Source organism: Brevibacterium otitidis, from assembly GCF_042429315.1.
Taxonomy (GTDB): domain Bacteria; phylum Actinomycetota; class Actinomycetes; order Actinomycetales; family Brevibacteriaceae; genus Brevibacterium; species Brevibacterium otitidis.
In genome coordinates this window covers 44,141-69,915 of the sequence record NZ_JBHMAU010000067.1, presented here as the reverse complement: position 1 = coordinate 69,915, position 25,775 = coordinate 44,141, and the positions used below count along the sequence as shown (strand labels likewise).

The following is a 25,775-nucleotide window of genomic DNA, read 5'->3' as shown; positions in this document are numbered from 1 at the left end:
GGATCCGACTCTGCCGAGCAGGGAGGCCCGGATGCTGCTGGGGCCGACATGCGCCAGCTCAGCGAGGAGGAGATCGGCGAGCTCCTCAGCGGTGTCTCCTACGACGGTCAGAGCTTCGAAGCCTTTCCAGGCAGCGGAGCCGCGACAGAGGAATCCTATTCGATACTCATTGAGAGCCCAGTCGAACCGGAGGAGTGCAAGGACGTCTTCGCAGCGCAGCTGGGCGAGGGCCACGTCGATGCACCGGCCGGCTATGCGGTCAACGACGAACAGACCTACAGGGCTCTCGTCGTCTCCCATGCATCACCGGATGAGGCGCAAACCGCTTTCAGCACCACTGCGGATGTCGGCTCCTCCTGTGAAGAGATGACGTACGAGGTGCCCTTCGGCGGATCCGGCGAGCAGCAGCACACGATGTCGATCACCGCTGAGGATGCCGAGGTGCCCGGCGCTCACAGCGCCGTGCAGACGACCGTCACCACAACGCATGGGCCCGGCATTGAGATGCACTTCCTCACTGCGCTCACCGGAAACGGGCTCATCATCGTCTCGCCTCTCAACGGCTCACCAGTGGAGAAGACTCCGGATATCGCCGCTGAGGTCGTCAAGGCGTATACCGAAGCTGCGCAGTGAGCCGGCCGTAGACTGGGGACCACAGCACACCTCGGCGCCGCTGCCGGTGCACGGACCGACTGAGAGGATCCAGATGGGACAGCTTGCCGTCAATCTCTTCACGACGCTCGATGGTTCCGCCGAGCACCCCGACCGCTGGCACGCAGAGTACTTCGACGCCGATATGGGCAAGGCCGTCGACGCGCACATCATGCGCTGCGAGGGCTACCTCATGGGCCGGGTGCTCCACGATGCGTGGGCAGCCTACTGGCCGCAGGCCGAGGACCCGTTCGCCGAGTTCATCAACCGGATCCCCAAGTACGTGCTGTCGACGACACTGGACGCCTCGCCGTGGGAGAACACTCAGGTGCTCCGCAGCATGGACGAGGTCCGCACACTCAAGGAGCGCACGGCCGGCTGGATCGGGATGTCGGGCAGCCTGGCGACGCTGCGCGGACTGCTGACCGCCGGCCTCGTCGATGAGCTCAACCTGCTCATCGATCCGGTCATCGTCGCCGGTGAGCAGAAATGGACCGACGGCCTCGACGGGCAGAGCTTCACCGTCGCCGCGCACCAGACCCTGAGCACCGGCGCGCAGCACCTCATCCTCCGGCCGGAATGACGGCCTGAGGGCATGCCTGCCCGAATGACAGCCGCCGGAATGACATGAGCCCCGACCGCGATGTTCTCTCTGGTCAGGGCTCATGCTCTGCGCGGTAGCGGTGGGATTTGAACCCACGGTACGGGGTTGCCGTACACAACATTTCGAGTGTTGCACCTTCGGCCGCTCGGACACGCTACCGCGGAATACTCTACAACGGGGCACAGTCTGCGACCAAATCAGCGCCCGCGGCGCTCAGCGGCGGGAGGCGAAGAAGTCGACGAGTCCGGCCGCGCACTCCTCGGCACGCACCCCGCCGACCACCTCGGGAACGTGCAGGCTCACCCGATCCCGGGCGACGTCCCACACCGAGCCGCAGGCCCCGGCTTTGTCGTCATAGGCGCCGAAGACGATCCGCTCGACCCGCGCGGCGACCGCAGCACCCGCGCACATGACGCACGGCTCCAAGGTGACGACAAGCGTCGTGCCGCTCAGCCTCCAGCGCCCGAGGTGCCGGCCGGCCGCCCGCAGCGCCTGCACCTCGGCGTGGGCGGTGGGATCATGGTGGGCTTCGCGCTCATTGAATCCGGTGCCGATGACCGTTCCCGAGGCGTCGACGACGACGGCCCCGATCGGCACGTCGGCGCTGGCATCAGTGTGTGCTGCCGCAGCGAGTGCGGCATCCATCCAGGTGCGGTAGACCGACGGGACGGCCAGGCCGCCTGTATCAGCCGGCCGAGCCGAGGGCATCGGCGAAGCCGATCTTCTCTCCGATGTGGGCGACGACGCGGGCCGGATCCGACTGGTAGCGGCTGACCTGGTCGAGCAGCTCGCGCGCGTCGATGCCGCGGTCAGCGTAGATATCGGTGTCTCCGCCCCATTCGGCATCTTCTTCGGGTTCGAACATGTCGATCTCGGCGTCGTCGTCATCCTCATCATCGGCGTCGTATTCCGGGCCGGGATCGAACTGATCGTCAGCGTCCAGGGTCGAGGGGCCGGAGTCGAGGTAGTCGGCGAAGATGTCGGCGTAGGGGCTGTCGGCGGCAGCGGCGAGATCGGAGATGAACACCCGCACCTCGTCATCGGCGCTCAGCCGGATGAGGGCGAACCACTCGTCTTCATGCTCGACGACGGCGATGACCTCGCCGTCGCTGCTGGCGCTGCGCATCATCTCGGTGAGGTCATCGAGGTGGGCAGCATCGCGCAGGTCGAGGTCCAGGGGCCGGTATCCGTCCACGCCCTCGGCGAGGATCTCGGTGAAGTATGCCATGTCTCTATTCTTGCTGATGCCTGCCCGGCAGACCACTGTGTGACCAGCAGAAGTGCGCAGCCGTCTCACTGCGCGGCATGTGTCCGAGCGCACGATCCGGTAGATTCAGGGGTATGGAGCTCCACATCGCAGACCACCCGCTCATCGCCCACAAGCTCACCGTCCTGCGTGATGAGCGCACCGATCCCGGCCGCTTCCGCGGGCTCACCGAAGAGCTCGTCGCACTGCTGGCCTATGAGGCCACGCGCGGCATCCGCGTCGAAGACAAAGAGATCGTCACCCCGGTGTGCCCCATGATCGGCACGACGCTGTCGGCCCCGCGACCGGTGGTCGTGCCGATCCTGCGGGCCGGCCTCGGGATGCTCGACGGAATGCTCAAGATCCTGCCGACCGCTGAGGTCGGATTCCTCGGGCTCGTCCGCGATGAGGAGACCCTTGAGGCACACGCCTACGCCAACCGGCTGCCGAACGACCTGCGCGACCGGCAGGTCTTCGTCATCGACCCGATGCTGGCCACCGGCGGCACACTGGCGATGGCGATCGACTTCCTGCTCGACCGCGGCGTCTCCGATGTCACCGCGGTCTGCCTCGTCAGCGCCCCTGAGGGTGTGCGCCATATCGAAGAGCGCTATGACGGCGTCGCCACCGTCACCGTCCACACTGCGGCGCTGGATGAGAAGCTCAACGACAAGGGCTACATCGTGCCCGGTCTCGGCGATGCCGGCGACCGGATGTACGGCGTCGTCTGAGCCGGCGACCACCTCGGTGTTGTCATAAAGCGTCATAAACGTCTCAGTTTCGGGATCTGCAATTGCTTTGCGCCGGTTCTGTGAAGAACAATGACAGCCATGCACAGCACGTCCTGTCACCACCTCGCGCGCAGCGCCATCGCCATGATGCGCTGCGTCCGCGGCCTGCGATGACCACAGGCATGGGCCGCGGACGAGAAGCATGATGCGACTGACTCATCCGCTCACGCCGACGCGCAAGGACTCTGACCATGAATGCTGTTCCCCGCCCCATCCACCCGCGCAGCGCCGCTGCCACCCGACGCCAGGGAGCCCGCTTGACTCCCGTTGATCCGGCCTCCGCGCCCCGCGTCATGGGCCCAGCCGGCCGCAGCCGCCAGCCTGCCCCCGGCGCCGCCCGCGGCTTCACCGTCTACGTCGGTCTCGATGAGGCCAAAGCCGCCGAATGCGGCACGAACCTCACCGAGCTCGCGCAGGCCGTGCAGCAGGTCATCCGGGAGCGTGCCCCGCAGGCTGAGACCCAGACCGTCATCATGCAGGCCCCCGACGGCCCGTACCGCGATCTCGACGCGGTGCGCGCGGTGGCCACCGGCTCCCCTGCCGCCACCGGCTCCCCCGCCGGACGGCACGGACCGGTGCGCTCGCGCATGGCAGCAGCGATGCGCCCGCCGCGGCCGAGCGAGCAACTCGCCCCACCGGCCCAGACGCGCGTGCGCGTCGACATCCCGCGCCGCGAGGTCACCGTCGATGGGCAGCTGGCCGACGTCACGCCCAAGGAGTTCGATCTGCTCGCCGCGCTCGTCACCTCGGCCGGGTCGACGCTCTCGCGGGCCGATCTCATCGCCGCGCTGTGGGATGCGGACACCGGCGCTGTCGATGAGCGCACCGTCGACGTCCACATCAAGCGGCTGCGCAAGCGGCTCGGCGCCTTCTCCTCGATCGTGCGCACGATCCGCGGTGCCGGCTACCGCTACGACGACCACCCCGACGTCACCGTCTGGACGGCGACCGCCTTCCGGTGAGGGCCGCCTCGGGAGCGGTGGGGGCCGCCTCGGGAACGGGACTGGACCCCGCATCCGCCGGCTGCCCGAAGGCAGACGGACGTCCTAAAGAATCAGACGTGAGTCCTTAAGGGTTCGGTCAGCTAAGCGGCCTATAGTTCACACGATGCCGAAACGTCAGTCTTCGCCCGGCAAGGGCATTCTCGTCTTCGTGGCAGGGCTGCTGCTGGCTGCCCTGCTGGCCATGCACACCCTCATCCCGACCACCCGCGGGGTCGCACTCATCGTCGAATCCCTGCTGCCGTGGGCGTGGATCCTGCTCGTGCTGCTGCTCTTGGCCGCGCTCATCCGCTTCTCAGTCTTCGCGATCATCGGGGTGCTCGTGCCCGCGCTCGTGTGGGGCGGCATGTTCTATCCCTTCCTGCGCCCGGCCGACACCCCCGATGACGCCGATATCGTCGTCGCCAGCCAGAACGTCGGCGCCCGCATGCCGCAACCCACGGCGACCGCGCAGAACCTCATCAACCACGACCCGGATGTCGTGGCGATCCAGGAGATCGCGTCGCTGTCGGGCCAGATCATCAAGAAGCAGCTCGATTCGGCCTATGAGCACACCGCCGTCACCGACACCGTCGGCATCTGGTCGCGCTGGCCGCTGAGCTCACCGGAGGAGATCGACCTCGGCCTGCAGTGGCCGCGGGCGATCGCCACGACGATGCAGACCGATGACGGGCCGGTGCGCGTGTACGCAGTGCACATGCCCTCAGTGCGCCCGGGCCAGGAGTCGCTGCGCAATTCGGCGCTCAGCGAGCTGGCCGACCGGATCCGAGCCGATGACGCCGAACGCATCATCGTCGCCGGAGACTTCAACTCCGCGGCCTCCGACCGCTACTTCTCTTCGCTCAGCTCCGAGCTCACCGACTCCCGTGAGGCCGTCGGCGGCGGCTTCGGCTTCACCTGGCCGAGCGTGTTCCCGGTCGTGCGCCTCGACCATGTGCTCGTGCGCGGCTTCGATCCGGTCGGCGACCGGGTGCTCGACCGCGGCACCTCCGATCACCGAGCGATCATCAGCTACCTCGACACAGCCGCCGCCTGAGCACCGGTCCCGAGGTGGGGTGCCGGTCCCGAGGTGGGGCGCCGGTCAGCCGGCTTCCCGTTGCTCCTGCTGCTGGGGCACCTGAGCGGCGCACTCACCGCTGCTCACCGCCGCATCCGCTTGCTGGCCGCGGCGCAGGATCCCGTCGATCTCATCGAGGGTGAGCGCATAGCCGGTCTCCGATTCGGTCGCCGATTTGGCGAACACCATGCCGACGACGCGGCCCTGCGCATCGAGCAGCGGGCCGCCGGAGTTGCCGGAGCGCACGATCCCGCGCAGCGAATAGATATCGCGCAGCACCGTCTCCTCGTTGTAGATGTCGAGTCCGCGGGCCGAGAGCTGTTCGCGCACGCGCGACGGCGAGATCGTGTACGGCCCGTTCTCCGGGAATCCGACGAGCACGGAGTCAGCACCGGCGCCGAGGTCGGAGCCGAGTTCCAGCGCCGGTGCCGGCAGGTCGGGCACCCGCAGGACTGCCGCATCGGTCGCGGGATCGAAGGCGACCACCTCGGCACGGAACGGTTCACCGGTGCCGGCGATCTGCACGGTCAGCTCCTGCGCCCCGGCGACGACGTGCGCATTGGTGGCCACCAGGCCGTCAGCGTAGACCCAGCCGGTGCCCTCCTGCAGGCGGCCGCATTCGGTGGCAGTGGTGACGACCTTGACGACGGAGCCGTGAGCTCCGCGCCCGACCTCGACCATCGCCGGGTTCGGTTCGCCGACGCCGCGGATGCGTTCGCGCTGGCCCTCGAAGACCTGCGGGAAGCCGTTCTCGGCCAGGGCGGTGCCGAGGGTGCCGAGCGCCTCGGTCGAGGTCACCGGCAGCGCCCGATCGAGGCCGGCGACGATCGCCGACTCGGCGACCCACCGGTTGGGCTGCAGGAACGGGGTGGTGCGGATCCAGCCGGCGGCCAGCCAGATGACGAGCAGGGTGGCGATGACGCTTGAGAGCGCCCCGCCGGTGGCGTCGAGGCCGCGCCCGCTGGGGCTCGTGAGCTTGGTGCGCAGGTAGGCGCCGAGCAGGCCGAAGCCGATCGATCCGGCGACGGCCAGCACGAGCGGGAAGAGCACCTCGGCGGCGGGGTTGCTGCGGTCGTGGACGAGCTCGGTGGTGACGAGCAGCTCCGCGAACGGGCCGGCGAGCAGCCGGCCGAGGAGGAGGCCGATGACGAAGCCGGCGAGGGTCGACGCGCCGACGAGGAAACCGCGGCTCCAGCCGAGCAGCAGCGCCACGATGGCGAAGAAGACGATGACGACGTCGACGGCGGCCATGGCCGTCTACCGGGGCATGGCCGGCTGGAAGCCCTGCGGGCGCTGGGCGCACTTCATCATGCGGGTGCGGATCTTGATGAACTGGTCGAGTTCGTACCTCTCCACCTTGCGCTCCTGCTCCCCGCCGACGCCGGCGAGCACGCGGGTGCGGATGGTCGCCAGATCTGCGGCCTTGCGGATGAGCTTGTTCATCTCCGGGCGGGCGCCGGGGAACTGGTTGGCCCACCGCTTGCCGGCGCGGCGACCCTTCCACGTGCCAAGCATGTCGACCTCGCCGTGGGTCAGCCAGCCGGCGTTGGCGTAGTCGCCGAGCGACTGGCGGGTGTGGATGGATTCGTTGCGGCGCAGCACGAGGCCGCTGGTGAGCCAGAACCCGGAGATCACCGCCGAGAGGCCGAGGATGACGACGATGCTCATGATGCCCCAGCCGCCGGAGGCAGTGGCCATGCCGTTCCACAGGGCGTGGAGGAATATGCCGGCGAGCAGGCCCGGGAACCACATGATGACGACGAGCCACCACTTGCCGCGGCGGGCGGCCAGGCCGATGGACAGGCCGTGGCAGATGACGAAGGTCGAGTGCAGCAGCGGGCTGAGCACGCCGCGCATGATGAAGGTCATCGCAAGACCGCCGACTGCGGCTTCGGCGAATGCGCTGGACAGGTAGAGGAGGTTCTCGGTGAAGGCGAAGCCGGCGCCGATGAGCGAGCCGTAGACCCAGCCGTCGAGCGGGCCCTCGAAGTATTTGCGGGCGGCCAGCACGATGGCGACGAGGAAGATGCCCTTGGTGGACTCCTCGAACAGCGGCGCGAAAACGACTGCGCCGAGGACATCGCCGCTGGCGTCGATGCCGACCAGCGCCAGCGCTGTGAAGCCGATGGCGTTCGCCAGGAGCGTCATGACGATGGAGGCCACAGCACCCCAGAGCAGACACGAGATGAGCAGCCAGATGGGCTGCGGCTTCCAGCGGTCGAACCACCACACCATGAGCAGGATGAATGCCAGCGGCACTGAGGCCAGCAGGATGACGATCGGTCCTGCCGGCAGCAGGAAGGCAGCGAGGACGAGGATGATGAGCATGCCGACGCCCAGCAGCAGGGACAGTGCGATGCCGGCGACGAGGCGGGCGATGTCTGCTCCGGCTTCCGGGTTGGCCAGCTCAGGCTGACGCTGGATCGCCTGGGTGACCCAGACAGCTTCGGACGGGCCGCCGCGATGCTGCTGGAGCTGCGCACGCATGCGCATCTCCTGCGTCACTGTCGGGGAGAACCACGGCTGTGCATAGGAGCGCTGTTCGGGCATGCCGTAGGTCCCAGGGCCGTGCGGTCCGCCCGGGCCGGCCGGCTGGCCATGCAGCGCCGGCTGCTGCACCGGCTGCGACTGCGGGCTCGGCTGCGGCCGGAAGCGGCTATACGCCTGCTGCTGCGGTGGCACCTGCTGAGGTGGCGGCACCTGCTGAGGTGGGCGCTGCTGCGGCATCGGCTGCTGAGGGGCAGCCTGCTGGGGTGCCGGCTGCTGCGGCGGGAACGGGCGGCCCTGCCGCAGCGGGCCAGCCTGCTGGGGCGGAGCCTGCGGCGGCTGCGGCTGCATATGCGGAGCCTGCTGGCTGTGCGGAGCATGCTGCTGGGGAGGCTGACCCTGCGGGCCGGGCTGACGTGGGTCAGACATGTAAGGAATCCTTCGTGATCCGGTTCTCAGGTCTCTTCGCTGCGGCGCTTTTCAATGTACGCACTGTCACGGACACCACCGCGTCCGATGTGTGCCAGATGCGGCACATCCGGCCCCGACCGGCTACAGCAACCCGGGGGTTCGGCGGTGCTGGGAGGCGCGCACCGCCTCCGTCCGCACAGCAGTCCTCAGTCCTGCGCGGGAGTCTCGCGCGGTGCGATCTCCAGGGTGCGGGAGGTGTACTCGGACAGCTCGCCCAGCAGGGCCTCGTCCTCGTGCAGCTTCCGGCCGAGGGAGGGCACCATGTTCTTCAGTGCCGGCTCCCAGCCGCTGTACTGGCGCGGGAAGCACTTCTTGAGCAGGTTGAGCATAATCGGCGCGGCCGTCGAAGCACCCGGCGAGGCGCCGAGCAGGGCGGCCAGGGAGCCGTCGGCAGCGGAGATGAGCTCCGTGCCGAAGCCGAGCACACCGCCCTTGTCCTTGTCCTTCTTCATGACCTGGACGCGCTGACCAGCGGTGATGAACTCCCAATCGGACGGGTTGACCTCAGGGGTGAAGTCGGCGAGCGCATCGAAGCGCTTCTTCTTCGTCGCTGCCAGCTCGCCGAGCAGATAGGTGACGAGGTCGACGTTGTCCTTGGCGACATTGAGCATGACCGGCAGGTTGTTGCCGCGGACCGAGAACGGCAGGTCGGTGAACCGGCCCTTCTTGAGGAACTTGGGAGTGAAGCCGGCGTAGGGGCCGAACATCAGGTATTCCTTGCCCTGGATGACGCGGGTGTCGAGGTGCGGCACCGACATCGGCGGGGCGCCGAAGGCGGCCTGGCCGTAGACCTTTGCGTGGTGGCGGGCGACGAGCTCGGGATTCGAGGTGCGCAGGAACAGACCGGAGACCGGGAAGCCGCCGTAGCCGTAGCCCTCGGCGATGCCGGAGCGCTGCAGCAGGTGCAGGGCACCGCCGCCGGCGCCGATGAACACGAACTTCGCGTCGACGGAGAAGATCTCACCGGCCGTGGTGTTCTTGACGTGAACCCGCCAGCCGTCGGCAGTCCGGTTGAGGTCGGCGACCTCGTGGCCGGTGAGGATCTGGGCGTTCTTCGTGCCGGCGTGGGTGAGCAGCTGACGCGAGAGCGAACCGAAGTCGACATCGGTGCCGGTCGCGACCTTCGACAGCGCATTCACCTGGCCGGGTCCGCGGTTCTCGAACATGAGCGGCAGCCACTCGGCCTGCACCGCCGGGTCGTCGGTGTACTCCATGTCGGCGAACAGCGGATTGCGCACCATCGTCTCGTAGCGGGCGCGGATGTAGTCGCGGCCCTTCTCGCCGCGGCCGTAGGAGATGTGCGGCACCTGGTTGATGAAGGTCGACGGATCCGTCAGCACGCCCTCATCGACGAGGTAGGACCAGAACTGGCGCGAGACGTGGAACTGCTCGTTGATGTTGACGGCCTTTGTGATGTCGATGTTGCCGTTGGCATCGGCCGGCGAGTAGTTGAGCTCGCAGAGCGCGGCGTGGCCGGTGCCGGCGTTGTTCCACGGGTCGGAGCTTTCGCGGGAGACGTAGTCAAGGCGCTCGTAGACGCGGACATCCCACTCCGGCTGGAGTTCGGCCAGCAGCGCTGCCAGCGTCGCGCTCATGATGCCGCCGCCGATGAGAACCACGTCGGCGCTTTCCTTCGTGTATGTCATGAAATCCCTCGGATCGTAAAGGTCAGGCCGCCCGCTGCGGGCACGCCGCTGATAAAAGGAGGATCATCTGGAAGTTTACTCCCCACTGCCCGGTCATCCCGAACCGGGTGAGGCGGGCTCACTGGTGCGGCCGGTGTTGTGGAGAGCGCACCGGCGTCCACAGCCGTTCCCGAGGTGTTCTGCCGTTGGCGGGCTGCGGCTGGACTTGGTATATGAGAAAAGTGAGCATTGACACCCGGCTGCGCCGGGCCGCTGCAGCGATGACCGTGTTCCTTCTGACCGCCTCCGGTTCCCTGCTGGTCGCCCCGTCGGCGCAGGCCGCCGGGCTGGCCGGTGGTGATCCTCCTCCGCATCTGAGACCGGACGTCGACCTGGGCGGCAGTCCGCAGCCTGAGCGCTATCGCAGCACGAATGCCGGGATGTACGGTCCGGGGCTGTGGCATCATGCCCCGGCTGGGCGCACCTGGTACGGCGGGTATTTCTCGCTGCCGGGCAGTTCGCTGTCGCATGCGGTGGCCTACTGCATCGATGCCGGTCTGAAGTCGCCGTATCCGCAGTACTTCACCCGTGCTGAAGGTAAGCCGGTGACTTCCGCCGAGACCGCGTGGGCGCTGTCGCAGCACGGTACGGCCGATGATGCCGGTGTGCAGGCGGCGCTGGCGGCGATGGCCCGGCTCGATGAGAGCCTAGAGCACGATCATGCGATCGCCCCGGCCGAGCCCGGTGAGCTCGGTGCCGAGTTCGCCAAGGCTGCCGAGGCCTATGCGCACATCACGAAGGATGCCGCCGATCTGGCCGGACCGTATCGGGTCGAGCTGAGCCTGGCCGAGGAGCCGGTGCTCGACGGGCCGGCGACCCCGCTGGCGACTCCCGTTGACGCAGAACCTGCAGCATCTGTCTCCGATGGGCCGCTGACCGCGCGCATCAGCGTGCTCGCCGCCGCCGGTGAGGCGCTGGAGGACATTCCGCTGGAGGTCGAGGTCACCGGCGGCTCGGTCGAAGACTCGCAGCTGCGTTCGGCTGCCGAGCCGCTGTCTGTCAGCGTCACCCCGGATCGCTGGGATGCCGGCGACGTCACGGTCACCGTCACCGCCTCGGACCTGCCGGCGACCGAGGTGGTCGTCTACGATCCGGTCGATCCGAAGACCGGGAAGCCGGCTGAGCGGGTGCAGAGCATTGTGACCGCCGGTGAGCCGACGGCCGCGTCGGCGACTGCCTCGCACAGGGTCGAGCCTGCCCCGCCGACTGGAACGGTCTCACCGCCGACGGTGCCGCCGATCGAGTCACCGCCTCCCACCACGGCCCCACCGACCGACGAACCCACACAGGTGCCCACCGATGAGCCCACTGTGACGACTCCACCGCCGGCGACGATGTCACCGCCGACCACCGAGGCTGCTCCCCCGCCTGAGCAGACGACCCCGCCAGAGGCGAAACCCGAGCCGCGCAGTGAGACGACGCCACCGCCTCCGCCGCGGCAGGAAGCACCCCCTGCCGATGAGCTGCCGCGCACCGGCCCGATCGGCGCCGACGCAGCACTCGGTTCAGCGCTGCTGCTGCTCGGCTGCGGAGTCGCGGCGATCACTGTGGCGCGCGGGCTGAAACGCGATTGAGGATCTCAGCGGCGATCGCGGGCGAATGCGAAGGCGCGCTCGATGTACCAGTCGAGCACCTGCGGTTCGGCCGCGGTCGCCCGGTTGATCGACGCGGGATCACCGCCCTGAAAGATCCGCTTGATCGGGACCTCCATCATCTTGCCGGTGCGGGTGGTCGGCACGGCGGGGGCTTCGATGATCTCGTCGGGCACGTAGCGCGGGGAGATCTGCTCGCGGATCGCCGAGACGATGGTGGACCGCAGCTCGTCGGTCAGGCTGGTCCCCGGTGTCGGGACGACGAAGAGCGGCATGTAGTAGTCGCCGTCGCCGAGTTCAGCGCCGATGACCATTGAGGACTGCACGCCTTCGACGGTGTCGACGATCTGGCAGATGTCGGCTGAGCCCATCCGGATGCCACCGCGGTTGATCGTCGAGTCCGAGCGGCCGTGGATGATGAAGCTGCCGTCGTCGAAGTGGGTGACCCAGTCGCCGTGGCGCCACACGCCGGGGAACGCGTCGAAGTAGGCCTCGCGATAGCGGCTGCCGTCGGGGTCGTTCCAGAAGAACACCGGCATCGAGGGCATCGGCTGGGTGACGACGAACTCGCCGAGCTCACCGGTGACCGGCTGGCCGTGGGAGTCGAAGGCCTGTGCATCGACGCCGAGGTAGGCGCCCTGCAGGTGTCCGCGCACGACCGGGTCGTAGGGGTTCGAGCCGATGAATCCGGAGGCGATGTCGGTTCCGCCGGAGTCAGATCCGAGGTGGATGTCGTCGTGGACGTGCTCATAGATCCAGTCCCACGTGGTCTCCGGCAGCGGGGAGCCGGTCGAGAGCACCTTACGCAGGGCCGAGAGGTTGTAGCGGGCCGCCGGTGAGAGCCCCGATTTCTCCACGAGAGAGAGGATCGCTGCCCCGGTGCCGAAGGAGGTTGCTCGTTCGCGTTCGAGGATCTCGAACTGCTTGTCGGGCACACCGGCGACGGGGGAGCCGTCGTAGGTGATGATCGTCGCGCCGACGGTCATGATGTTGATGAGCAGGTTCCACACCACCCACGTGGTCGCCACGGCCATATAGCAGCGATCGTCTGGGGTGAAGTCGTACTGCAGCGCGTTGGCCTTGAGCGCTTCGATCGTCACTCCGCCATGGCCGTGGACGATCCCCTTCGGCTTGCCGGTCGTTCCCGAGGAGTACAGCACCCACAGCGGGTGGGAGAAGTCGACGGGTTCGAAGACCGGTTCGACGGGTGCGGCGACGATCTCCGAGTGCAGCGCGGTCCCTGCTGCCGGTTCACGGGTCTCGAGTTCGTCGCCGAGCTGGTCGATGAGGATGTGGTGTTCGACGCTCGGCAGCGCGCCACGCAGCTCGGGGACGATCGAGCGCATGTCGAGCCGGCTGCCGTTGAAGAGGTAGCCGTCGACGGTGATGAGGACCTTCGCCTCCAGCTGTGCGAACCGGTCGGTGATGCCGGTGAGCCCGAAGTCCGGGCCGACGACAGACCACACCGCGCCGACGGTTGCGCAGGCGAGCATCGCCTCAACCGCCTGCGGGATGTTCGGCAGCACCGCGCACACGGTGTCGCCGGGTTGCACGTCGTGCTCGCGCAGCCAGGCGGCCAGCGCCCCGACCCGGCCGGCGAGCTCCCGCCAGGTGAAGGACTCGCGGCGCTCGTCCTCATGCAGCCCGACGAGCGCCTCGGCATCCGGCCGGGTGGCGGCGTGGCGGAAGATGTTCTCGGCGTAGTTGCAGGTGGCCCCGGCGAACCAGGTGACGCTCGGCATCTCGTCTCCGCTGCGGACCGGTCCGTCGCCGCGGTTGCCGATGACGTCGAAGTACTCCCAGATGCTGTCCCAGAACGTGTCGAGCTCTCGGACCGACCAAGCGTGCAGCTGGCGATAGCCGTGCGTTTCGACGCCGCGGGTGCGCGCCAGCCACTGCTGGTAGTCATACACCCGGCTGGCCTTGACCCGTTCGGGCGGGGGCGTCCACAGCACGGCGTCACTGCCGTTGGTCTCTGGGTTCATCTCTGCTCCGTTCTCCTCGATCGGGCCGGACTCGCTGGCGCTCAGCGTAGTCACTGCAGCCGCCGTTGTGGCCTGCGTCTCACCGTGTGTCGGCGTTCGTCAACCGCGCCCACAGGTCGATGTCGAAACTGCGGTGCTGGACCATCCCGGCCATGTGCCGCACAGCGTTGTCGAGTTTGCCCCGCCACGCCTCAATCGCATCCTCGGCGTCGCCGCGTTCGAGGGCCTCGACGATGCGGGTGTTGTCGTAGATGATCCGCCTGGCTGCCGGCGAGTAGTCGACGCGCAGCACCGAGATGTACAGCCGCAGCCGCAGGATGAGTGCCTCGAAGGTGCGCGCGGTCTGGGCGAGGCCTGCTGCGCGGGCGAACTCCTGCTGGAACCGGAGATCGGCATCGCCGACGCTCAGCCCCGTGCGCAGTCCCAGCCGGGCGACGGCCGGCAGCCGGTCGAGGGCGTGGCGGACGGGCACGAGGTCGCGGCGCGGGCGGGCGGCCAGACTGCGCAGCAGCACGATGCCCAGCGCCTGCCGGCTGGCGTAGACGTCGAGCACATCGCGCGAGGTGATGACCGGGATGCGCACATCACCGTGCGAGCCGTCGAGCAGCTCGTCATCGACCATGCGCCGCAGCGGCACGTCGACGGCTGCTCGGCTGATCCCGAGGCGGGAGGCCAGGTGGGCCGGCCGGATCCGGTCGCCGACGGTGTAGCCGGAGTCGATGATCTCCTCGCGCAGGGCGAGGGCGAGCTGTTCGGTCAGGGAGGGCTGTTCGCGCGGCAGCCAGGCCGACACGTTCGGAGCCGTCAGATCCGGCCCCTCGCTCCGGCCTGCATCACGCCGTTTCGATTCAGAACTCTTGCAATCTGCGGTTCTGGCCCCCGCGACCCAGGCGAGACCCTCCAGCCCGCGGGTGACCTGCTGGGCCAGGGCATCGAGCAGGTCGCCGGGCACATCGGCGCAGTCGGCCAACAGCGCTCGCAGCCGGGTGCTGAACTCCTCCAGGTCGGTGATGTGCTCAACGGCAGCATCCCGCCACGCAGCTGGCGAGAGGTGGCTGTCGTCGTCTGCCACAACGGCGAGCGGGTCGAAGATGAGCACCCGGTCGGCCGGCACCTCAGCAGCGGCGGCCAGCGCCCGGGTGACGGGCCCGAACCGGGATTCGGCTGCCGGGCGCCGGGCCCAGGCGGCCAAGCCGGCCGCGTGCATCCCGGCGGTCACGCTGGCCGCACGCCGGGTCCGGGCCCGCGGCCCTCGCGCTGAGAGCGCAGCCCCGTGGGGCACAGAGCTGGCGGTGATGACGGCCAGCGGGAACCCGACCGCGCAGGCCTCCAGGCGCAGCCACGCCCGCAACCCCTCCGACCGCGGCGTTCCGGCCGGGGCGAATCCGGCCACCGCGCGGCTGACGATCGGCTGGCTCAGCCCGGTCATCTCCGCGATCCCGCGCGTCGAATAGGCCGGCGAGTCGATCCGCGCCCCGGCTCCGGCGAGGATCGCAGCGACAACCTGATCGGCTGTCGCCTGAACGGCCGGCCGGCCGCTGCGCGGCAGATCGGCCAGGCGCTCGTCTGCCGGCAGCCCCGGATCGGTCTGCTTCCAGCGGCGCACCCAGCGCCGCACAGAAGCAGACGAGACTCCACAGGCGACCGCCGCCTCGGCGACAGCCACCCCCGCCTCCACCTGCTCGACTGCCCGGATGCGCACGTCGAGCGGCACGGCTCGCCCTGCCAACGCGACCACCTCCTCGGGCAATACTTCTGACTCATCAGTATGGCAGATCGATGTGAGATGCATGACGTGGCCGGAGGGCCGACCGCATACTGGGCGCAGACGCGGCAGGACGCCGCAGAGCATATCGCTCGGTTCGGCTGCCAGGGGCAGCCTGGCAAGGAGGCACCATGATCGAGGACACCAATCTCACGGCCATCACCGAGGCCGCCGTCGACCGCGTGCGGAAGTGGCTGCGCATCTCTGCCGGCACGCCGGCGGCCAAAGACCCGGCCGCCGAACGGCTGGCCGCCATCCTGTCCGACCCCAAGGGCCTGGACTTCACCGTCGGCTTCGTCGACCGCGTCATCCGCACCGAGGACTCCCGCTCGGCCGCCCAGGCGCTGCGCGAGGTCGCAGCGATGGCCCCGGCGACGATCTCAGCGCTCGACCGCGCCCAGATCAAAGCCGGCTCGGCACTCGCCCCAGTCGCCCCGCAAGTCGTCGTGCCCGCCGCCCGGGCCCGGCTGCGCTCGATGGTCGGGCACATGATCGTCGACGCCCGGCCGCAGCAGCTCGGCAAGGCCGTCGCCGCCCTCACCGCCGACGGCCACCGGCTCAACATCAACCTGCTCGGCGAGGCGGTGCTCGGCGATGAGGAGGCCGACCGCCACCTGGAGCGCACCCACGAGCTGCTCGCCCGCAACGACGTCGACTATGTCTCCATCAAGGTCTCCTCGATCGCCTCGCAGATCAACCTGTGGGCCTTCGAGGACACCGTCGAGTACGTCCTCGAGCGGCTGCGCCCGCTCTACCGCGAGGCCGCCGCAGCCCCGGCCGGATCGAAGTTCATCAACCTCGACATGGAGGAGTACGGCGATCTGGAGATCACTCTGGAGGTCTTCACCCGTCTGCTGAGCGAACCGGAGCTCAAGCACCTCGAAGCCGGGATCGTGCTGCAGGCCTATCTGCCCGATGCGCTGGCGGCGATGCAGCGTCTGGCTGCCTTCGCCGATGAGCGGGTCGCCGACGGCGGGGCCGGGATCAAGGTCCGGCTCGTCAAGGGTGCGAACCTGCCGATGGAGCAGGTGCATGCCGAGATCGCCGGCTGGCCGCTGACGACCTGCCCGTCGAAACAGGCCACCGACGCCAACTACAAGCGCGTGCTGCACTGGCTGTTCCAGCCGGAGCGGATGACCGGGCTGCGGATCGGCGTGGCCGGTCACAACCTGTTCGACATCGCCTTCGCGCATGAGCTGTCCCTGTCCCGCGGGGTCGCCGACCGGGTCGAGTTCGAGATGCTGCAGGGCATGGCGACCGAGCAGTCGGCGGCGATCAGCTCCGATGTCGGCCAGCTGCTGCTCTACGTCCCGGCCGTCCACCCGGCCGAGTTCGACGTCGCGATCTCCTATCTCGTCCGCCGCCTGGAGGAGAACTCGTCTGCGGAGAACTTCATGTCGACGATCTTCGAGCTGCGCAACGGCAACGCCGCCTTCCGCCAGGAAGAGGAGCGCTTCCGCGCCGCCGTCGCCGACCTCGAGGAGATCCTCGCCGCTGACGGCGAGACCGCCCCGCGCCCGAACCGCACGCAGGACCGCACCCAGGAGTATGTCGGCGACCAGCGCCTCGGCGAGTTCGTCAACGAACCCGATACCGACCCGGCACTGCCGGCCAACCAGCGGTGGGCGGAGCAGCTCATCGAGCCGGTGCGCGCCGGTGACTGGCTGGCCGGCCGCCCCGTTCCCGAGGCGGTGGAGTCGGTTGCCGATATGGAGGCCCGGATCGCTGCGGGCAAGGCCGCTGCCACCGGCTGGCGGGAGCTCGGAGCCGCCGGCCGCGGGCAGATCCTGCTGGCTGCCGCTGACATCTTCGCCAATCGGCGTGGGGAGTTCCTCACGACGATGGCCGCCGAGGCCGGCAAGACCTTCGCGCAGTCCGATCCGGAGGTCTCCGAGGCGATCGACTTCATCCGCTACTACGCCTCTCAGGCACTCGGACTGGAGCAGATCCCCGGCGCCTGGTTCGAACCCGATGAGCTCGTCGTCGTGACCCCGCCGTGGAACTTCCCGGTCGCCATCCCGACCGGCTCGACCGTCGCCGCACTGGCCGCCGGTGCCGCGGTCATCCACAAGCCGTCCTCGCCGACCCCGCACTGCTCGGCGCTGCTCGTCGAGTGCCTGTGGCAGGCCGGTGTGCCGCGTGAGGTGCTGCAGGTCGTCGCCCCGAGTGAGGGCGACATCGGCAGGGCGCTGCTGTCCCACCCCGACGTCGACCGCGTCATCCTCACCGGCGCCTCGGACACGGCTGCTCTGTTCAAGAGCTTCAACCCCGATCTCGAGATCAATGCCGAGACCTCGGGCAAGAACGCCCTCGTCATCACCCCGGCCGCCGACCGCGACCTCGCGGTTGCCGATCTCGTCGCCTCGGCGTTCGGCCATGCCGGGCAGAAGTGCTCGGCGGCATCGCTGGGCATCCTCGTCGGCTCGGTGTATGACTCCGAGCGCTACCGCCGGCAGATCGTCGACGCTGCGTCCTCGCTCGTCGTCGACTATCCGACAAACCTGTTCGCCGAGATGGGCCCGCTAACCGAGGAGCCCTCCGAGAAGCTGGGGCGTGCGCTCACGCAACTCGATGAGGGTGAGTCGTGGCTGGTGGAGCCGAAGATGCTCGATGACTCCGGCCGGCTGTGGAGCCCCGGTGTCAAGGACGGGGTGAAGCCCGGTTCGTTCTTCCACCTCACCGAGTGCTTCGGCCCGGTGCTCGGCCTCATGCGCGCCAAAGACCTCGATGAGGCTCTTGAGCTGCAGAACGCCGTCGACTTCGGCCTGACCGCCGGCATCCACTCGCTCGACACCGCCGAGGTCGCCCAGTGGCTCGATGCGGTCGAGGCCGGCAACGTCTACGTCAACCGCGGCATCACCGGCGCGATCGTGCGTCGGCAGCCCTTCGGCGGCTGGAAGCTGTCCTCGGTGGGACTCGGCTCGAAGGCCGGCGGCCCGAACTACCTCATGCTCTTCGGCGACTGGCGCGATGCCGGCACCGGTTCGGACTGGCTGGCGAAGGCCTACGGCGATGATGAGAAGGTCTACCGGGAGTTCTTCGGCCAGCCGGTCGACCCGACCGGCCTGCACTCGGAGGCCAACATCTTCCGCCACCTGCCCCGGCCGGTCACCATCCGCGTGACCCCCGACGCGGTCGGCGACCATGTGCGCCGCACCGCCCACGCCGGCCGGACCGTCGGCGCACCGCTGCTCGTCTCGGTCCACCCCGACTGCTCCGGTGAGCTCGTCGAGGCCGCTCGCGACGCCCTGCAGGCGAGCACCGCCTCGGCGACGGACACCGCGGCCGAGGTGGCGGTCGAGACCGCAGACGCGTTCGCCTCGGCCGTGGCCGACGGCAAGTACGACGACACTGTCGGCGCCCGGATCCGGATCGTCGGCTCGGTCGAACCGGAGCTGCGCGAGGCGACGATCGACCGTCCCGAGGTCGCCGTCATCGACCAGGACGTCGTGAGCTCAGCCCGGGTCGAGCAGCGCTATTACGTCCACGAGCAGGCGATCTCGATGACGCTGCACCGGTTCGGCAACCCGAGCAGCGACTTCCACGAGCTCGCACAGGACCTCATGGGCTGATTCCCGCCCGATCGCAGGCATGGCCGCGGACGCATGATCGCATGCGCCCGCGGCTATGCTGTTTCCATGAGCGAGTACAGCCAGGCGATTGCGACCGTGCAGATCGACAACGAGTTCACCCGCGTGACCGAATGGCGGTTCCCACCCGGATCTGAAACGACGATGCACGTCCACGAGATGGACTATGTCGTCGTGCCGACCGAGCCGGGCACGCTCACGGTGGTGACGCCGGAGGAGACGTTCGAGAACGTGCTCGTCCCCGGTGCCAGCTACACCCGCCCGGTCGGCAGCGAGCACAACGTCATCAACAAGTCCGACACCGAATGCGCCTTCGTCGAGGTCGAGTTCAAGCAGCGCACCGGAAGCTGAGGGGGCCCGCTTCTCGGCCGGGCTCGCCTGCAGGTTACGTGTTGTTCAGCAGAACTTCGGTCCGATCCGCCGTTTTCTGAGTGAATTCTGGGTACCGTTGAAAGGTCTCATCTGCATGCCCGGCTGACCGGCGTGCACTCCGACTGAAGGACTCACTCCATGCTCTCGCTCCACACGCGCGCAACAGCTGTGGCCGGTTCCGTGCTCATCGCAGCCGGGACCTCCGGCGTGCTCATCGCCCTCCCGGCCGCGGCCGCACCGACTGAGGCGGTCATCTCCGAGATCGCCTACGCCGGTGCCGACGACACTGACTTCATCGAGATCGCTGCTGATCCCGGCACCGATCTCTCCGGCTGGACCATCGGCACCGTCACCCGCGGCGGCACCCCGCAGTCCGGCGCCCACGTCGTCACGGTGCCGGCCGGCACGAAGGTCCCGGACTCCGGCGCGCACGCGGTGATGGTGCCGATCACCAACTCGGTCAAGTCCGGCAGCGCCGCCGATGGCGCATACGGTTCCTCTGCCTTCGTCGTCGATGCCGACGGCGAACTGCAGGACTTCGCGCAGGTCGGCGGCACCGCCGGCGGCCGTGGCGTCACCGCAGGCTCCAGCAAGCTGCTGCCCGCCTCCGTCAGCGGAGCGAAGGCCACCCCGACCGGTGCGACCGCACCGAAGGGCCAATCGATCCAGAAATCCGGCAGCACTTGGTCCGCCGGCGCCCCCACACCCGGCGAGGTCTCCGAGAGTGACCCGGACCCGGAGCCCACCGACACCCCGACGGACCCGGCGAACCTCACCCCGATCGCCGAGATCCAGGGCACCGGTGACACCAGCCCGCTCGACGGCACGACCGTCACCACCCGCGGTGTCGTCACCGCCGCCTACCCTGAGGGCGGCCTGAACGGCTACTTCATCCAGACCGCGGGCAGCGGCGGCGACAAACACACCGTGCCCGGCGCCTCGGAGGGCATCTTCGTGTACTCGAAGGACACCGCCGGAAAGGTCAAGCCCGGTGTGCACGTCGAGGTCACAGGCACGGTCGGCGAATACTACGGTCAGACCCAGATCACTGTGGCCGGCAGTGGCCTGAAGGAGCTGGCCGAGCCGGCTGAGGCGCCGAAGCCGTTCACCGGTGCCCTGCCGGATGGCGACACGGCCCGCGAATCGCTTGAGGGCATGCTCGTCCACCCGTCCGGCCCGATCACCGTGGCCGATACCTACTCCGCCAACCGCTACGGCGAAATCGGCCTGACCAACGGCACGAAGCCGCTGCGCCACCACACCGACGCCCACCGGCCGGGCAGCGATGAGGCCAAGAAGCTCGCCGCCGAGAATGCCGAGCGCTTCTACCTCCTCGACGACGGCGCGACCCGCGACTTCACCGGCAAGGCCAGCGACGTGCCGGTCCCCTACGTCTCCCTCGACAAGCCGGTGCGCGTCGGCGCCACGGCGACCTTCACCTCGGCGGCGGTGCTGGGCTACGGACACGACGCCTGGCGCCTGCAGCCCACCGCGACCGTGACTGGTGAGAACGAGGACGAGACCGCTCCGGCAACGTTCGCCAACAACCGTCCGGCCGCTCCCGAGGCGGTGGGCGGGCAGGTGCGGATCGCCAGTTACAACGTGCTCAACTACTTCCCGACCACCGGCGATCAGCTCTCAGGCTGCCAGTACTACACCGACCGCGAGGGCAATCCGATCACCGTGCGCAGCGGCTGCGCCGCCCGCGGTGCGGCGAACGCGGAGAGCTTCGAACGCCAGCAGGCCAAGATCGTCAACGGCATCAACACGCTCGACGCCTCGGTTGTCGCGCTCGAGGAGATCGAGCAGTCGGCGGCCTTCGGCAAGGACCGCGACGACGCCCTCAACACGCTCGTGACCGCACTCAACGATGCAGCCGGATCGAAGAAGTGGGCAGCCGCGGCGAGCCCCGAGAAGGTTCCGGCGGTCGGTGAGGATGTCATCCGCACCGCGTTCATCTACCAGCCGGCGGCAGTCGAGCCGGTCGGCACCCCGGCGATCCTCGACAACCCGGCGTTCAAGAACGCCCGGGCCCCGCTCGCGCAGGCCTTCGCGAAGCCCGGCGGGGAGGACGCCGAGTTCCTCGCGATCGCCAACCACTTCAAGTCGAAGGGCTCCGGCTCCGGCCCGGGCAACGAGGACTCCGGTGACGGCCAGGGCGCCTCGAACGCCGACCGTGTCAAGCAGGCCACAGCCCTCGTCGGCTTCGCCGATGAGCAGAAGAAGGCCGCCGGGACGGAGAAGGTGTTCCTGCTCGGTGACTTCAACTCCTACACTGCCGAGGACCCGATGCAGGTGTTCTACGAGGCCGGTTACACCAACGTCGGGGACGCGCACACCGACGAGCAGACCTACCTGTTCGGCGGCCGCGTCGGCAGCCTCGACCACATCCTCGCCAGCAAACCGCTGGCCGGGGACGTCACCGGCGCCGATGTGTGGAACATCAACTCCGGTGAGTCGGTCGGCCTGGAGTACAGCCGCTACAACAACAACGTCCGCAAGCTCTACGACGATTCGGTCTACCGCTCCTCGGACCACGATCCGCTCATCGTCGGCTTCAACGTCGACGACGATGCCGGTGAGGAGCCGACGGAGAAGCCGACCGAGGATCCGTCGGCCGACCCGAGCGACGACCCCACGGCCGACCCGAGCGACGACCCGTCCGACGACGGCGGGAACGATGAGGGCGACAACGACGACCAGGGTCAGGACAATGATGACCAGGGTCAGGAGAACCCCGACCGCAACGGCTCACCGGACTCGTCGAAGGATCTGCGCACAGATCGCCAGCACTCAGACGGTCGCCGTCTGCCCCGCACCGGCATGGAGCTCGGCAGCCTCATCGCAGCCGGCGCACTCGTGGCGATCGGGGCCGGCGCGATCGCGCTGACCCGCCGCAAGGGCTGACACGGGCAGGCACCTGGCCACGCAGACGCCGGCTGCAGACCGAAGGGTCTCGGCCGGCGTTTTCTGTGTGCAAAATCACAACATCTTGATAACAGACTGAATGATGTGGTGTCGGTCACAGTTTCATCCGCGTAATGTTTCGCAGAGCCGCGTTCAACCCTGCGGCAGCGAAAGGAATGGTGTTCATTGTGACCTCGCCACCCACAGCGATCGACTTCGAGAAAGTCGAATCCCAACCGGAGTTCCAGGCACTGAAGAAGAAACACCGCTCACTGGTGCTGCCGCTGAGCGCGTTCTTCTTCATCTGGTACTTCGCCTACGTGCTGCTCGGCGCCTACGCCCATGACTTCATGGCCACGCCGGTGATCGGCAACATCAACCTCGGCATCCTGCTCGGCCTCGGCCAGTTCGTCACGACCTTCGTCATCACGATGGTCTACGTGCGCTTCGCCAACCGCCGCATCGACCCGGCCGCCAACGACATCCGCCTCATGCTCGAAAAGCAGGCCGACGACTTCGCCGCCGATCAGACCCGCACTGAGGAGGGCGACCGATGACGCTCGCATCCACGCTGACCATCCTGGCCCAGGACAATCCCACCGCAGAGAACAACCCGATTCTCAACATCTCCATCTTCCTCGTCTTCGTCGCCATCACGATGACGATCGTCTTCCGTGTCGCCAAGCGCAATGCGAGCGCTTCCGACTTCTATGCCGGTGGCCGGTCGTTCTCCGGACCGCAGAACGGCTTCGCGATCTCCGGCGACTACCTTTCGGCCGCCTCGTTCCTCGGCATCGTCGGCGCGATCGCGGTGACCGGCTACGACGGGTTCCTCTACTCGATCGGCTTCCTCGTCGCCTGGCTCGTCGCGCTGCTGCTCGTCGCCGAGCTCATGCGCAACACCGGCAAGTTCACGATGGCCGATGTGCTCTCCTTCCGCCTCAAGCAGCGCCCCGTGCGCCTGGCTGCGGCGATGTCGACGCTGGCCGTGTGCTTCTTCTACCTGCTCGCGCAGATGGCCGGCGCCGGCGGCCTCGTCTCCCTGCTGCTCGGCATCGACAGCAAGACCGGCCAGTCGATCGTCGTCGCCGTCGTCGGCGTGCTCATGATCATGTACGTCTTGTTCGGCGGCATGAAGGGCACCACCTGGGTGCAGATCGTCAAGGCGTTCCTGCTCATCGGCGGCGCTGGCATCATGACCGTCTGGGTGCTGGCGATCAACGGGTTCAACTTCTCTCAGCTGCTTGGCGATGCGGTCGCCAATGCCACCGCCACCCCGCCCGAGGCGATCCTCGCCCCGGGGCTGAAGTACGGCGAGCTGCCGATCGACTTCGTGTCCCTGTCGATCGCTCTGGTGCTCGGCACCGCTGCGCTGCCGCACGTGCTCATGCGCTTCTACACCGTGCCGACCGCCCTTGAGGCACGCCGCTCGGTGGTCTGGGCGATCTGGCTCATCGGCATCTTCTACCTCTTCACCCTGGTGCTCGGCTACGGTGCGGCCGCGATGGTCGGCTCTGAGGCGATCGAAAACGCTCCGGGCGGCGTGAATTCGGCAGCACCGCTGCTCGCTCTCGAACTCGGCGGACCGATCCTGCTCGGCACGATCTCGGCTGTCGCATTCGCGACGATCCTCGCGGTCGTCGCCGGTCTGACGATCACCGCGGCGGCCTCGTTCTCCCACGACATCTACAACTCGGTCATCAAGCGCGGCACCGCCTCGCAGGAGACCGAGGTGAAGGTCGCCCGCATCACGGTGCTCGCGATCGGCGGCGTCGCGATCTTCGGCGGCATCGGCGTGCAGGGGCAGAACATCGCCTTCCTTGTCGCCCTGGCCTTCGCAGTCGCGGCGAGCGCTAACCTGCCGACGATCCTGTACTCGCTGTTCTGGCGCCGCTTCACCACCCGCGGTGCGGTGTGGTCGATCTACGGCGGACTCATCGCCGCCATCGGCCTCATCGCGATCTCGCCGGTGGTTTCCGGTTCGGAAACCGCGATGCTCGGGCCGAACATCGACTTCGCGATCTTCCCACTGCAGAACCCGGGCATCGTCTCGATCCCGATCGGATTCCTGCTCGGCTTCATCGGCTCGATCACCGACAAGCGCGGTGAGGATCCGAAACTCGCAGCCGAAATGGAGGTCCGCTCGATGACCGGCTACGGCGCAGAGAAGGCCGTCGAACACTGAGCCACTCAGCATCTCTGCTGGTCAGAGCATGAATAGCGAAACCGCCGCCCGGCTTCCGGGTGGCGGTTTCAGTTGGCGCGCCACGAGGGATTCGAACCCCCAACCTTCTGTTTGGTGACCTCGGCAGCTGCATGATGTTGCTATGAACTTCCCTATCTGGCTTCCCCTCATTGAAGCGTTCATCATGTCACAGTCAGCAGCCGGAGCACCGGCGACGACCTGCCGGGCCCGCCGGGAGCACCTCGCGCACATGGCCCGGCGTATCCCCACCGCTCCCGAGGCGACCGGAGTCGATGAGCTCCTGGCCTACTTCGCAGCCCAGACGTGGGCACCGGAGACGCGCCGGGGCAGGCGGACGACGATGCGCCAGTTTTGGGCGTGGGCCGTGGCCACAGGACGCCTAGAGCACAACTGCGCCGAGGCGATCCCGCGTGTGAAGCCGGGCAAACCGAACCCGAGACCCTGCCCTGACGCTGCGTACAAGCGGGCGATCCTGGCTGCCGGGCAGCGTGAACGGCTCATGCTGCGCCTGTCAGCCGAGCTGGGGCTACGGCGGGCTGAGGTGGCGGTGATCCATGCCCGCGATGTGGTCGACGACCTCGGCGGCAGCTCCCTGATCGTCCACGGCAAGGGCGGGAAGCTGCGCACCGTGCCGCTGCCGACCGGCCTCGGGATCGAGCTGTCCGAGCGCGCCGAGCAGGGCGGCTACCTGTTTCCCGGCGATGACGGCGGGCACCTGTCCCCGCGCTGGGTCGGCAAGCTCGTGGGCCGGTTGCTCCCTGAGGGCCTGACCATGCACACACTGCGACACCGGTTCGCGTCGCGGGCGTGGGCCAACGGCGTCGATGTGTGGGTGCTGCAGGACCTCCTCGGGCACGCATCTTCCGACACCACGCGCCGCTACGTCGCGCTGCCTGACACGGTGCATCGGGAAGCGATCGAGCAGCTCGCCAGCTGACACGAGTTGACATGTCGTAAAACGCGACATATGATCGAGGTACACAGTCGGCAAGGGGCCGACGAAAGACCCGAAGGGGATCACAATGACCACCACTTTCACCGCTAACCTCGTGTTCGTTCCCGAGCAGACCAGCATCCTCTACCCGGAGCACGGCGTTGACTTCCTGCTCGACCGCGATCTCGCTGATACGGGCGAGACACAGGGAGCAGCCGAGCACGTCACCTGGATCGAAGCCCAGAACCCGACCATCGAGGGCCGCGAGATCGAAGACGGTGAGGTCATCGACCCCGGCACGTGGGAGCTCGGCGAGGCCGACGAGATCATCGCCGCGCAGGGCTTCGAGCGCACGAGTGACTGGGAGACGGTCGACCAACACGGCACCGCCTATCTCACGGCGACGATCGCACCAGCGGAGTAATCGTCAC

20 protein-coding genes and 1 tRNA gene are annotated in these 25,775 nt (G+C 68.2%); 13 read left to right on the top strand and 8 right to left on the bottom strand.

Annotation, left to right across the window (positions count from 1 at the left end; all coding sequences use genetic code 11):
• Positions 1 to 48 precede the first annotated feature (48 nt).
• Both ACFFN1_RS11000 and ACFFN1_RS10995 read left to right on the top strand, forming a co-directional pair.
• Positions 49 to 633, top strand: a complete 585-nt coding sequence (locus tag ACFFN1_RS11000; protein WP_376840776.1) for a hypothetical protein — start codon at positions 49 to 51, stop codon at positions 631 to 633.
• Between the two features lie 73 nt (positions 634 to 706).
• Positions 707 to 1,234 (top strand): dihydrofolate reductase family protein, encoded by a 528-nt coding sequence (locus ACFFN1_RS10995; protein WP_376840774.1) that lies wholly within the window; start codon positions 707 to 709, stop codon positions 1,232 to 1,234.
• 92 nt (positions 1,235 to 1,326) lie between these two features.
• Here the strand turns inward: ACFFN1_RS10995 and ACFFN1_RS10990 are convergent.
• The 3 genes from ACFFN1_RS10990 to ACFFN1_RS10980 form a co-directional block, all read right to left on the bottom strand.
• Positions 1,327 to 1,414: transfer RNA gene (locus tag ACFFN1_RS10990), tRNA-Ser, on the bottom strand.
• A gap of 54 nt (positions 1,415 to 1,468) precedes the next feature.
• Positions 1,469 to 1,900 carry a tRNA adenosine(34) deaminase TadA gene (tadA, locus tag ACFFN1_RS10985; RefSeq protein ID WP_376840789.1) on the bottom strand — a complete coding sequence of 144 codons (432 nt, stop codon included), beginning with the start codon at positions 1,898 to 1,900 and terminating at the stop codon, positions 1,469 to 1,471.
• Positions 1,901 to 1,940: 40 nt separating this feature from the next.
• On the bottom strand, positions 1,941 to 2,483 hold the full coding sequence (locus tag ACFFN1_RS10980) for a tRNA adenosine deaminase-associated protein (protein ID WP_376840773.1): 543 nt from the start codon (positions 2,481 to 2,483) through the stop codon (positions 1,941 to 1,943).
• A 113-nt stretch (positions 2,484 to 2,596) separates the two neighbouring features.
• Between ACFFN1_RS10980 and upp the strand changes: the two genes are divergently transcribed.
• The 3 genes from upp to ACFFN1_RS10965 all read left to right on the top strand — a co-directional run bounded on the left by upp (position 2,597) and on the right by ACFFN1_RS10965 (position 5,329).
• A complete protein-coding gene (gene upp / locus ACFFN1_RS10975) occupies positions 2,597 to 3,232 on the top strand; it encodes a uracil phosphoribosyltransferase (protein ID WP_376840772.1) in 636 nt (211 codons plus the stop codon).
• Between the two features lie 317 nt (positions 3,233 to 3,549).
• Positions 3,550 to 4,254: a winged helix-turn-helix domain-containing protein gene (locus tag ACFFN1_RS10970; protein WP_376840771.1), complete on the top strand. Its 705-nt coding sequence runs from the start codon at positions 3,550 to 3,552 to the stop codon at positions 4,252 to 4,254.
• A 145-nt stretch (positions 4,255 to 4,399) separates the two neighbouring features.
• Complete coding sequence (locus tag ACFFN1_RS10965) at positions 4,400 to 5,329, top strand: endonuclease/exonuclease/phosphatase family protein (RefSeq protein ID WP_376840770.1); 930 nt, start codon at positions 4,400 to 4,402, stop codon at positions 5,327 to 5,329.
• Between the two features lie 45 nt (positions 5,330 to 5,374).
• Here ACFFN1_RS10965 and ACFFN1_RS10960 read toward each other — a convergent pair whose 3' ends face one another.
• From ACFFN1_RS10960 to ACFFN1_RS10950, 3 genes are all read right to left on the bottom strand, one after another.
• On the bottom strand, positions 5,375 to 6,601 hold the full coding sequence (locus tag ACFFN1_RS10960; RefSeq protein WP_376840769.1) for a MarP family serine protease: 1,227 nt from the start codon (positions 6,599 to 6,601) through the stop codon (positions 5,375 to 5,377).
• 6 nt (positions 6,602 to 6,607) lie between these two features.
• Positions 6,608 to 8,266 carry a PrsW family intramembrane metalloprotease gene (locus ACFFN1_RS10955; RefSeq protein ID WP_376840768.1) on the bottom strand — a complete coding sequence of 553 codons (1,659 nt, stop codon included), beginning with the start codon at positions 8,264 to 8,266 and terminating at the stop codon, positions 6,608 to 6,610.
• Positions 8,267 to 8,454: 188 nt separating this feature from the next.
• The gene (locus tag ACFFN1_RS10950; protein WP_376840767.1) at positions 8,455 to 9,954 is read right to left on the bottom strand and encodes a malate:quinone oxidoreductase; all 1,500 of its coding nucleotides are present in this window, start codon (positions 9,952 to 9,954) and stop codon (positions 8,455 to 8,457) included.
• 221 nt (positions 9,955 to 10,175) lie between these two features.
• Between ACFFN1_RS10950 and ACFFN1_RS10945 the strand changes: the two genes are divergently transcribed.
• On the top strand, positions 10,176 to 11,567 hold the full coding sequence (locus ACFFN1_RS10945; protein WP_376840766.1) for a hypothetical protein: 1,392 nt from the start codon (positions 10,176 to 10,178) through the stop codon (positions 11,565 to 11,567).
• A gap of 5 nt (positions 11,568 to 11,572) precedes the next feature.
• Here ACFFN1_RS10945 and ACFFN1_RS10940 read toward each other — a convergent pair whose 3' ends face one another.
• Together ACFFN1_RS10940 and ACFFN1_RS10935 are read right to left on the bottom strand one after the other, a co-directional pair.
• Positions 11,573 to 13,624 carry an acetoacetate--CoA ligase gene (locus ACFFN1_RS10940; protein ID WP_376840765.1) on the bottom strand — a complete coding sequence of 684 codons (2,052 nt, stop codon included), beginning with the start codon at positions 13,622 to 13,624 and terminating at the stop codon, positions 11,573 to 11,575.
• A gap of 25 nt (positions 13,625 to 13,649) precedes the next feature.
• Entirely contained in the window at positions 13,650 to 15,299 is a 1,650-nt protein-coding gene (locus ACFFN1_RS10935; protein ID WP_376840764.1) for a GntR family transcriptional regulator, read from the bottom strand.
• A gap of 167 nt (positions 15,300 to 15,466) precedes the next feature.
• Between ACFFN1_RS10935 and ACFFN1_RS10930 the strand changes: the two genes are divergently transcribed.
• From ACFFN1_RS10930 to ACFFN1_RS10900, 7 genes are all read left to right on the top strand, one after another.
• Positions 15,467 to 18,907, top strand: coding sequence for a proline dehydrogenase family protein (locus ACFFN1_RS10930; protein WP_376840763.1), 3,441 nt, complete (start codon positions 15,467 to 15,469; stop codon positions 18,905 to 18,907).
• 66 nt (positions 18,908 to 18,973) lie between these two features.
• Positions 18,974 to 19,276, top strand: coding sequence for a cupin domain-containing protein (locus ACFFN1_RS10925; RefSeq protein ID WP_376840762.1), 303 nt, complete (start codon positions 18,974 to 18,976; stop codon positions 19,274 to 19,276).
• 159 nt (positions 19,277 to 19,435) lie between these two features.
• Positions 19,436 to 22,204, top strand: coding sequence for an ExeM/NucH family extracellular endonuclease (locus ACFFN1_RS10920; RefSeq protein ID WP_376840761.1), 2,769 nt, complete (start codon positions 19,436 to 19,438; stop codon positions 22,202 to 22,204).
• A 188-nt stretch (positions 22,205 to 22,392) separates the two neighbouring features.
• Positions 22,393 to 22,761 carry a DUF485 domain-containing protein gene (locus ACFFN1_RS10915; RefSeq protein ID WP_376840760.1) on the top strand — a complete coding sequence of 123 codons (369 nt, stop codon included), beginning with the start codon at positions 22,393 to 22,395 and terminating at the stop codon, positions 22,759 to 22,761.
• A complete protein-coding gene (locus ACFFN1_RS10910) occupies positions 22,758 to 24,389 on the top strand; it encodes a monocarboxylic acid transporter (protein ID WP_376840759.1) in 1,632 nt (543 codons plus the stop codon). Before ACFFN1_RS10915 ends, ACFFN1_RS10910 begins: the two co-directional genes overlap by 4 nt.
• 184 nt (positions 24,390 to 24,573) lie before the next feature.
• Positions 24,574 to 25,347 (top strand): tyrosine-type recombinase/integrase, encoded by a 774-nt coding sequence (locus tag ACFFN1_RS10905; RefSeq protein WP_376840758.1) that lies wholly within the window; start codon positions 24,574 to 24,576, stop codon positions 25,345 to 25,347.
• Positions 25,348 to 25,432: 85 nt separating this feature from the next.
• Complete coding sequence (locus ACFFN1_RS10900; protein ID WP_376840757.1) at positions 25,433 to 25,768, top strand: hypothetical protein; 336 nt, start codon at positions 25,433 to 25,435, stop codon at positions 25,766 to 25,768.
• Positions 25,769 to 25,775: the final 7 nt, after the last annotated feature.

Bases quoted from the DNA above. Each gene is read 5' to 3' on its own strand.
- ACFFN1_RS11000 (WP_376840776.1), top strand. From the start codon at position 49: ATGCGCCAGCTCAGCGAGGAGGAGATCGGCGAGCTCCTCAGCGGTGTC.
- ACFFN1_RS10995 (WP_376840774.1), top strand. From the start codon at position 707: ATGGGACAGCTTGCCGTCAATCTCTTCACGACGCTCGATGGTTCCGCC.
- tadA (WP_376840789.1), bottom strand. From the start codon at position 1,900: ATGGATGCCGCACTCGCTGCGGCAGCACACACTGATGCCAGCGCCGAC.
- ACFFN1_RS10980 (WP_376840773.1), bottom strand. From the start codon at position 2,483: ATGGCATACTTCACCGAGATCCTCGCCGAGGGCGTGGACGGATACCGG.
- upp (WP_376840772.1), top strand. From the start codon at position 2,597: ATGGAGCTCCACATCGCAGACCACCCGCTCATCGCCCACAAGCTCACC.
- ACFFN1_RS10965 (WP_376840770.1), top strand. From the start codon at position 4,400: ATGCCGAAACGTCAGTCTTCGCCCGGCAAGGGCATTCTCGTCTTCGTG.
- ACFFN1_RS10960 (WP_376840769.1), bottom strand. From the start codon at position 6,601: ATGGCCGCCGTCGACGTCGTCATCGTCTTCTTCGCCATCGTGGCGCTG.
- ACFFN1_RS10955 (WP_376840768.1), bottom strand. From the start codon at position 8,266: ATGTCTGACCCACGTCAGCCCGGCCCGCAGGGTCAGCCTCCCCAGCAG.
- ACFFN1_RS10950 (WP_376840767.1), bottom strand. From the start codon at position 9,954: ATGACATACACGAAGGAAAGCGCCGACGTGGTTCTCATCGGCGGCGGC.
- ACFFN1_RS10930 (WP_376840763.1), top strand. From the start codon at position 15,467: ATGATCGAGGACACCAATCTCACGGCCATCACCGAGGCCGCCGTCGAC.
- ACFFN1_RS10925 (WP_376840762.1), top strand. From the start codon at position 18,974: ATGAGCGAGTACAGCCAGGCGATTGCGACCGTGCAGATCGACAACGAG.
- ACFFN1_RS10920 (WP_376840761.1), top strand. From the start codon at position 19,436: ATGCTCTCGCTCCACACGCGCGCAACAGCTGTGGCCGGTTCCGTGCTC.
- ACFFN1_RS10910 (WP_376840759.1), top strand. From the start codon at position 22,758: ATGACGCTCGCATCCACGCTGACCATCCTGGCCCAGGACAATCCCACC.
- ACFFN1_RS10905 (WP_376840758.1), top strand. From the start codon at position 24,574: ATGTCACAGTCAGCAGCCGGAGCACCGGCGACGACCTGCCGGGCCCGC.
- ACFFN1_RS10900 (WP_376840757.1), top strand. From the start codon at position 25,433: ATGACCACCACTTTCACCGCTAACCTCGTGTTCGTTCCCGAGCAGACC.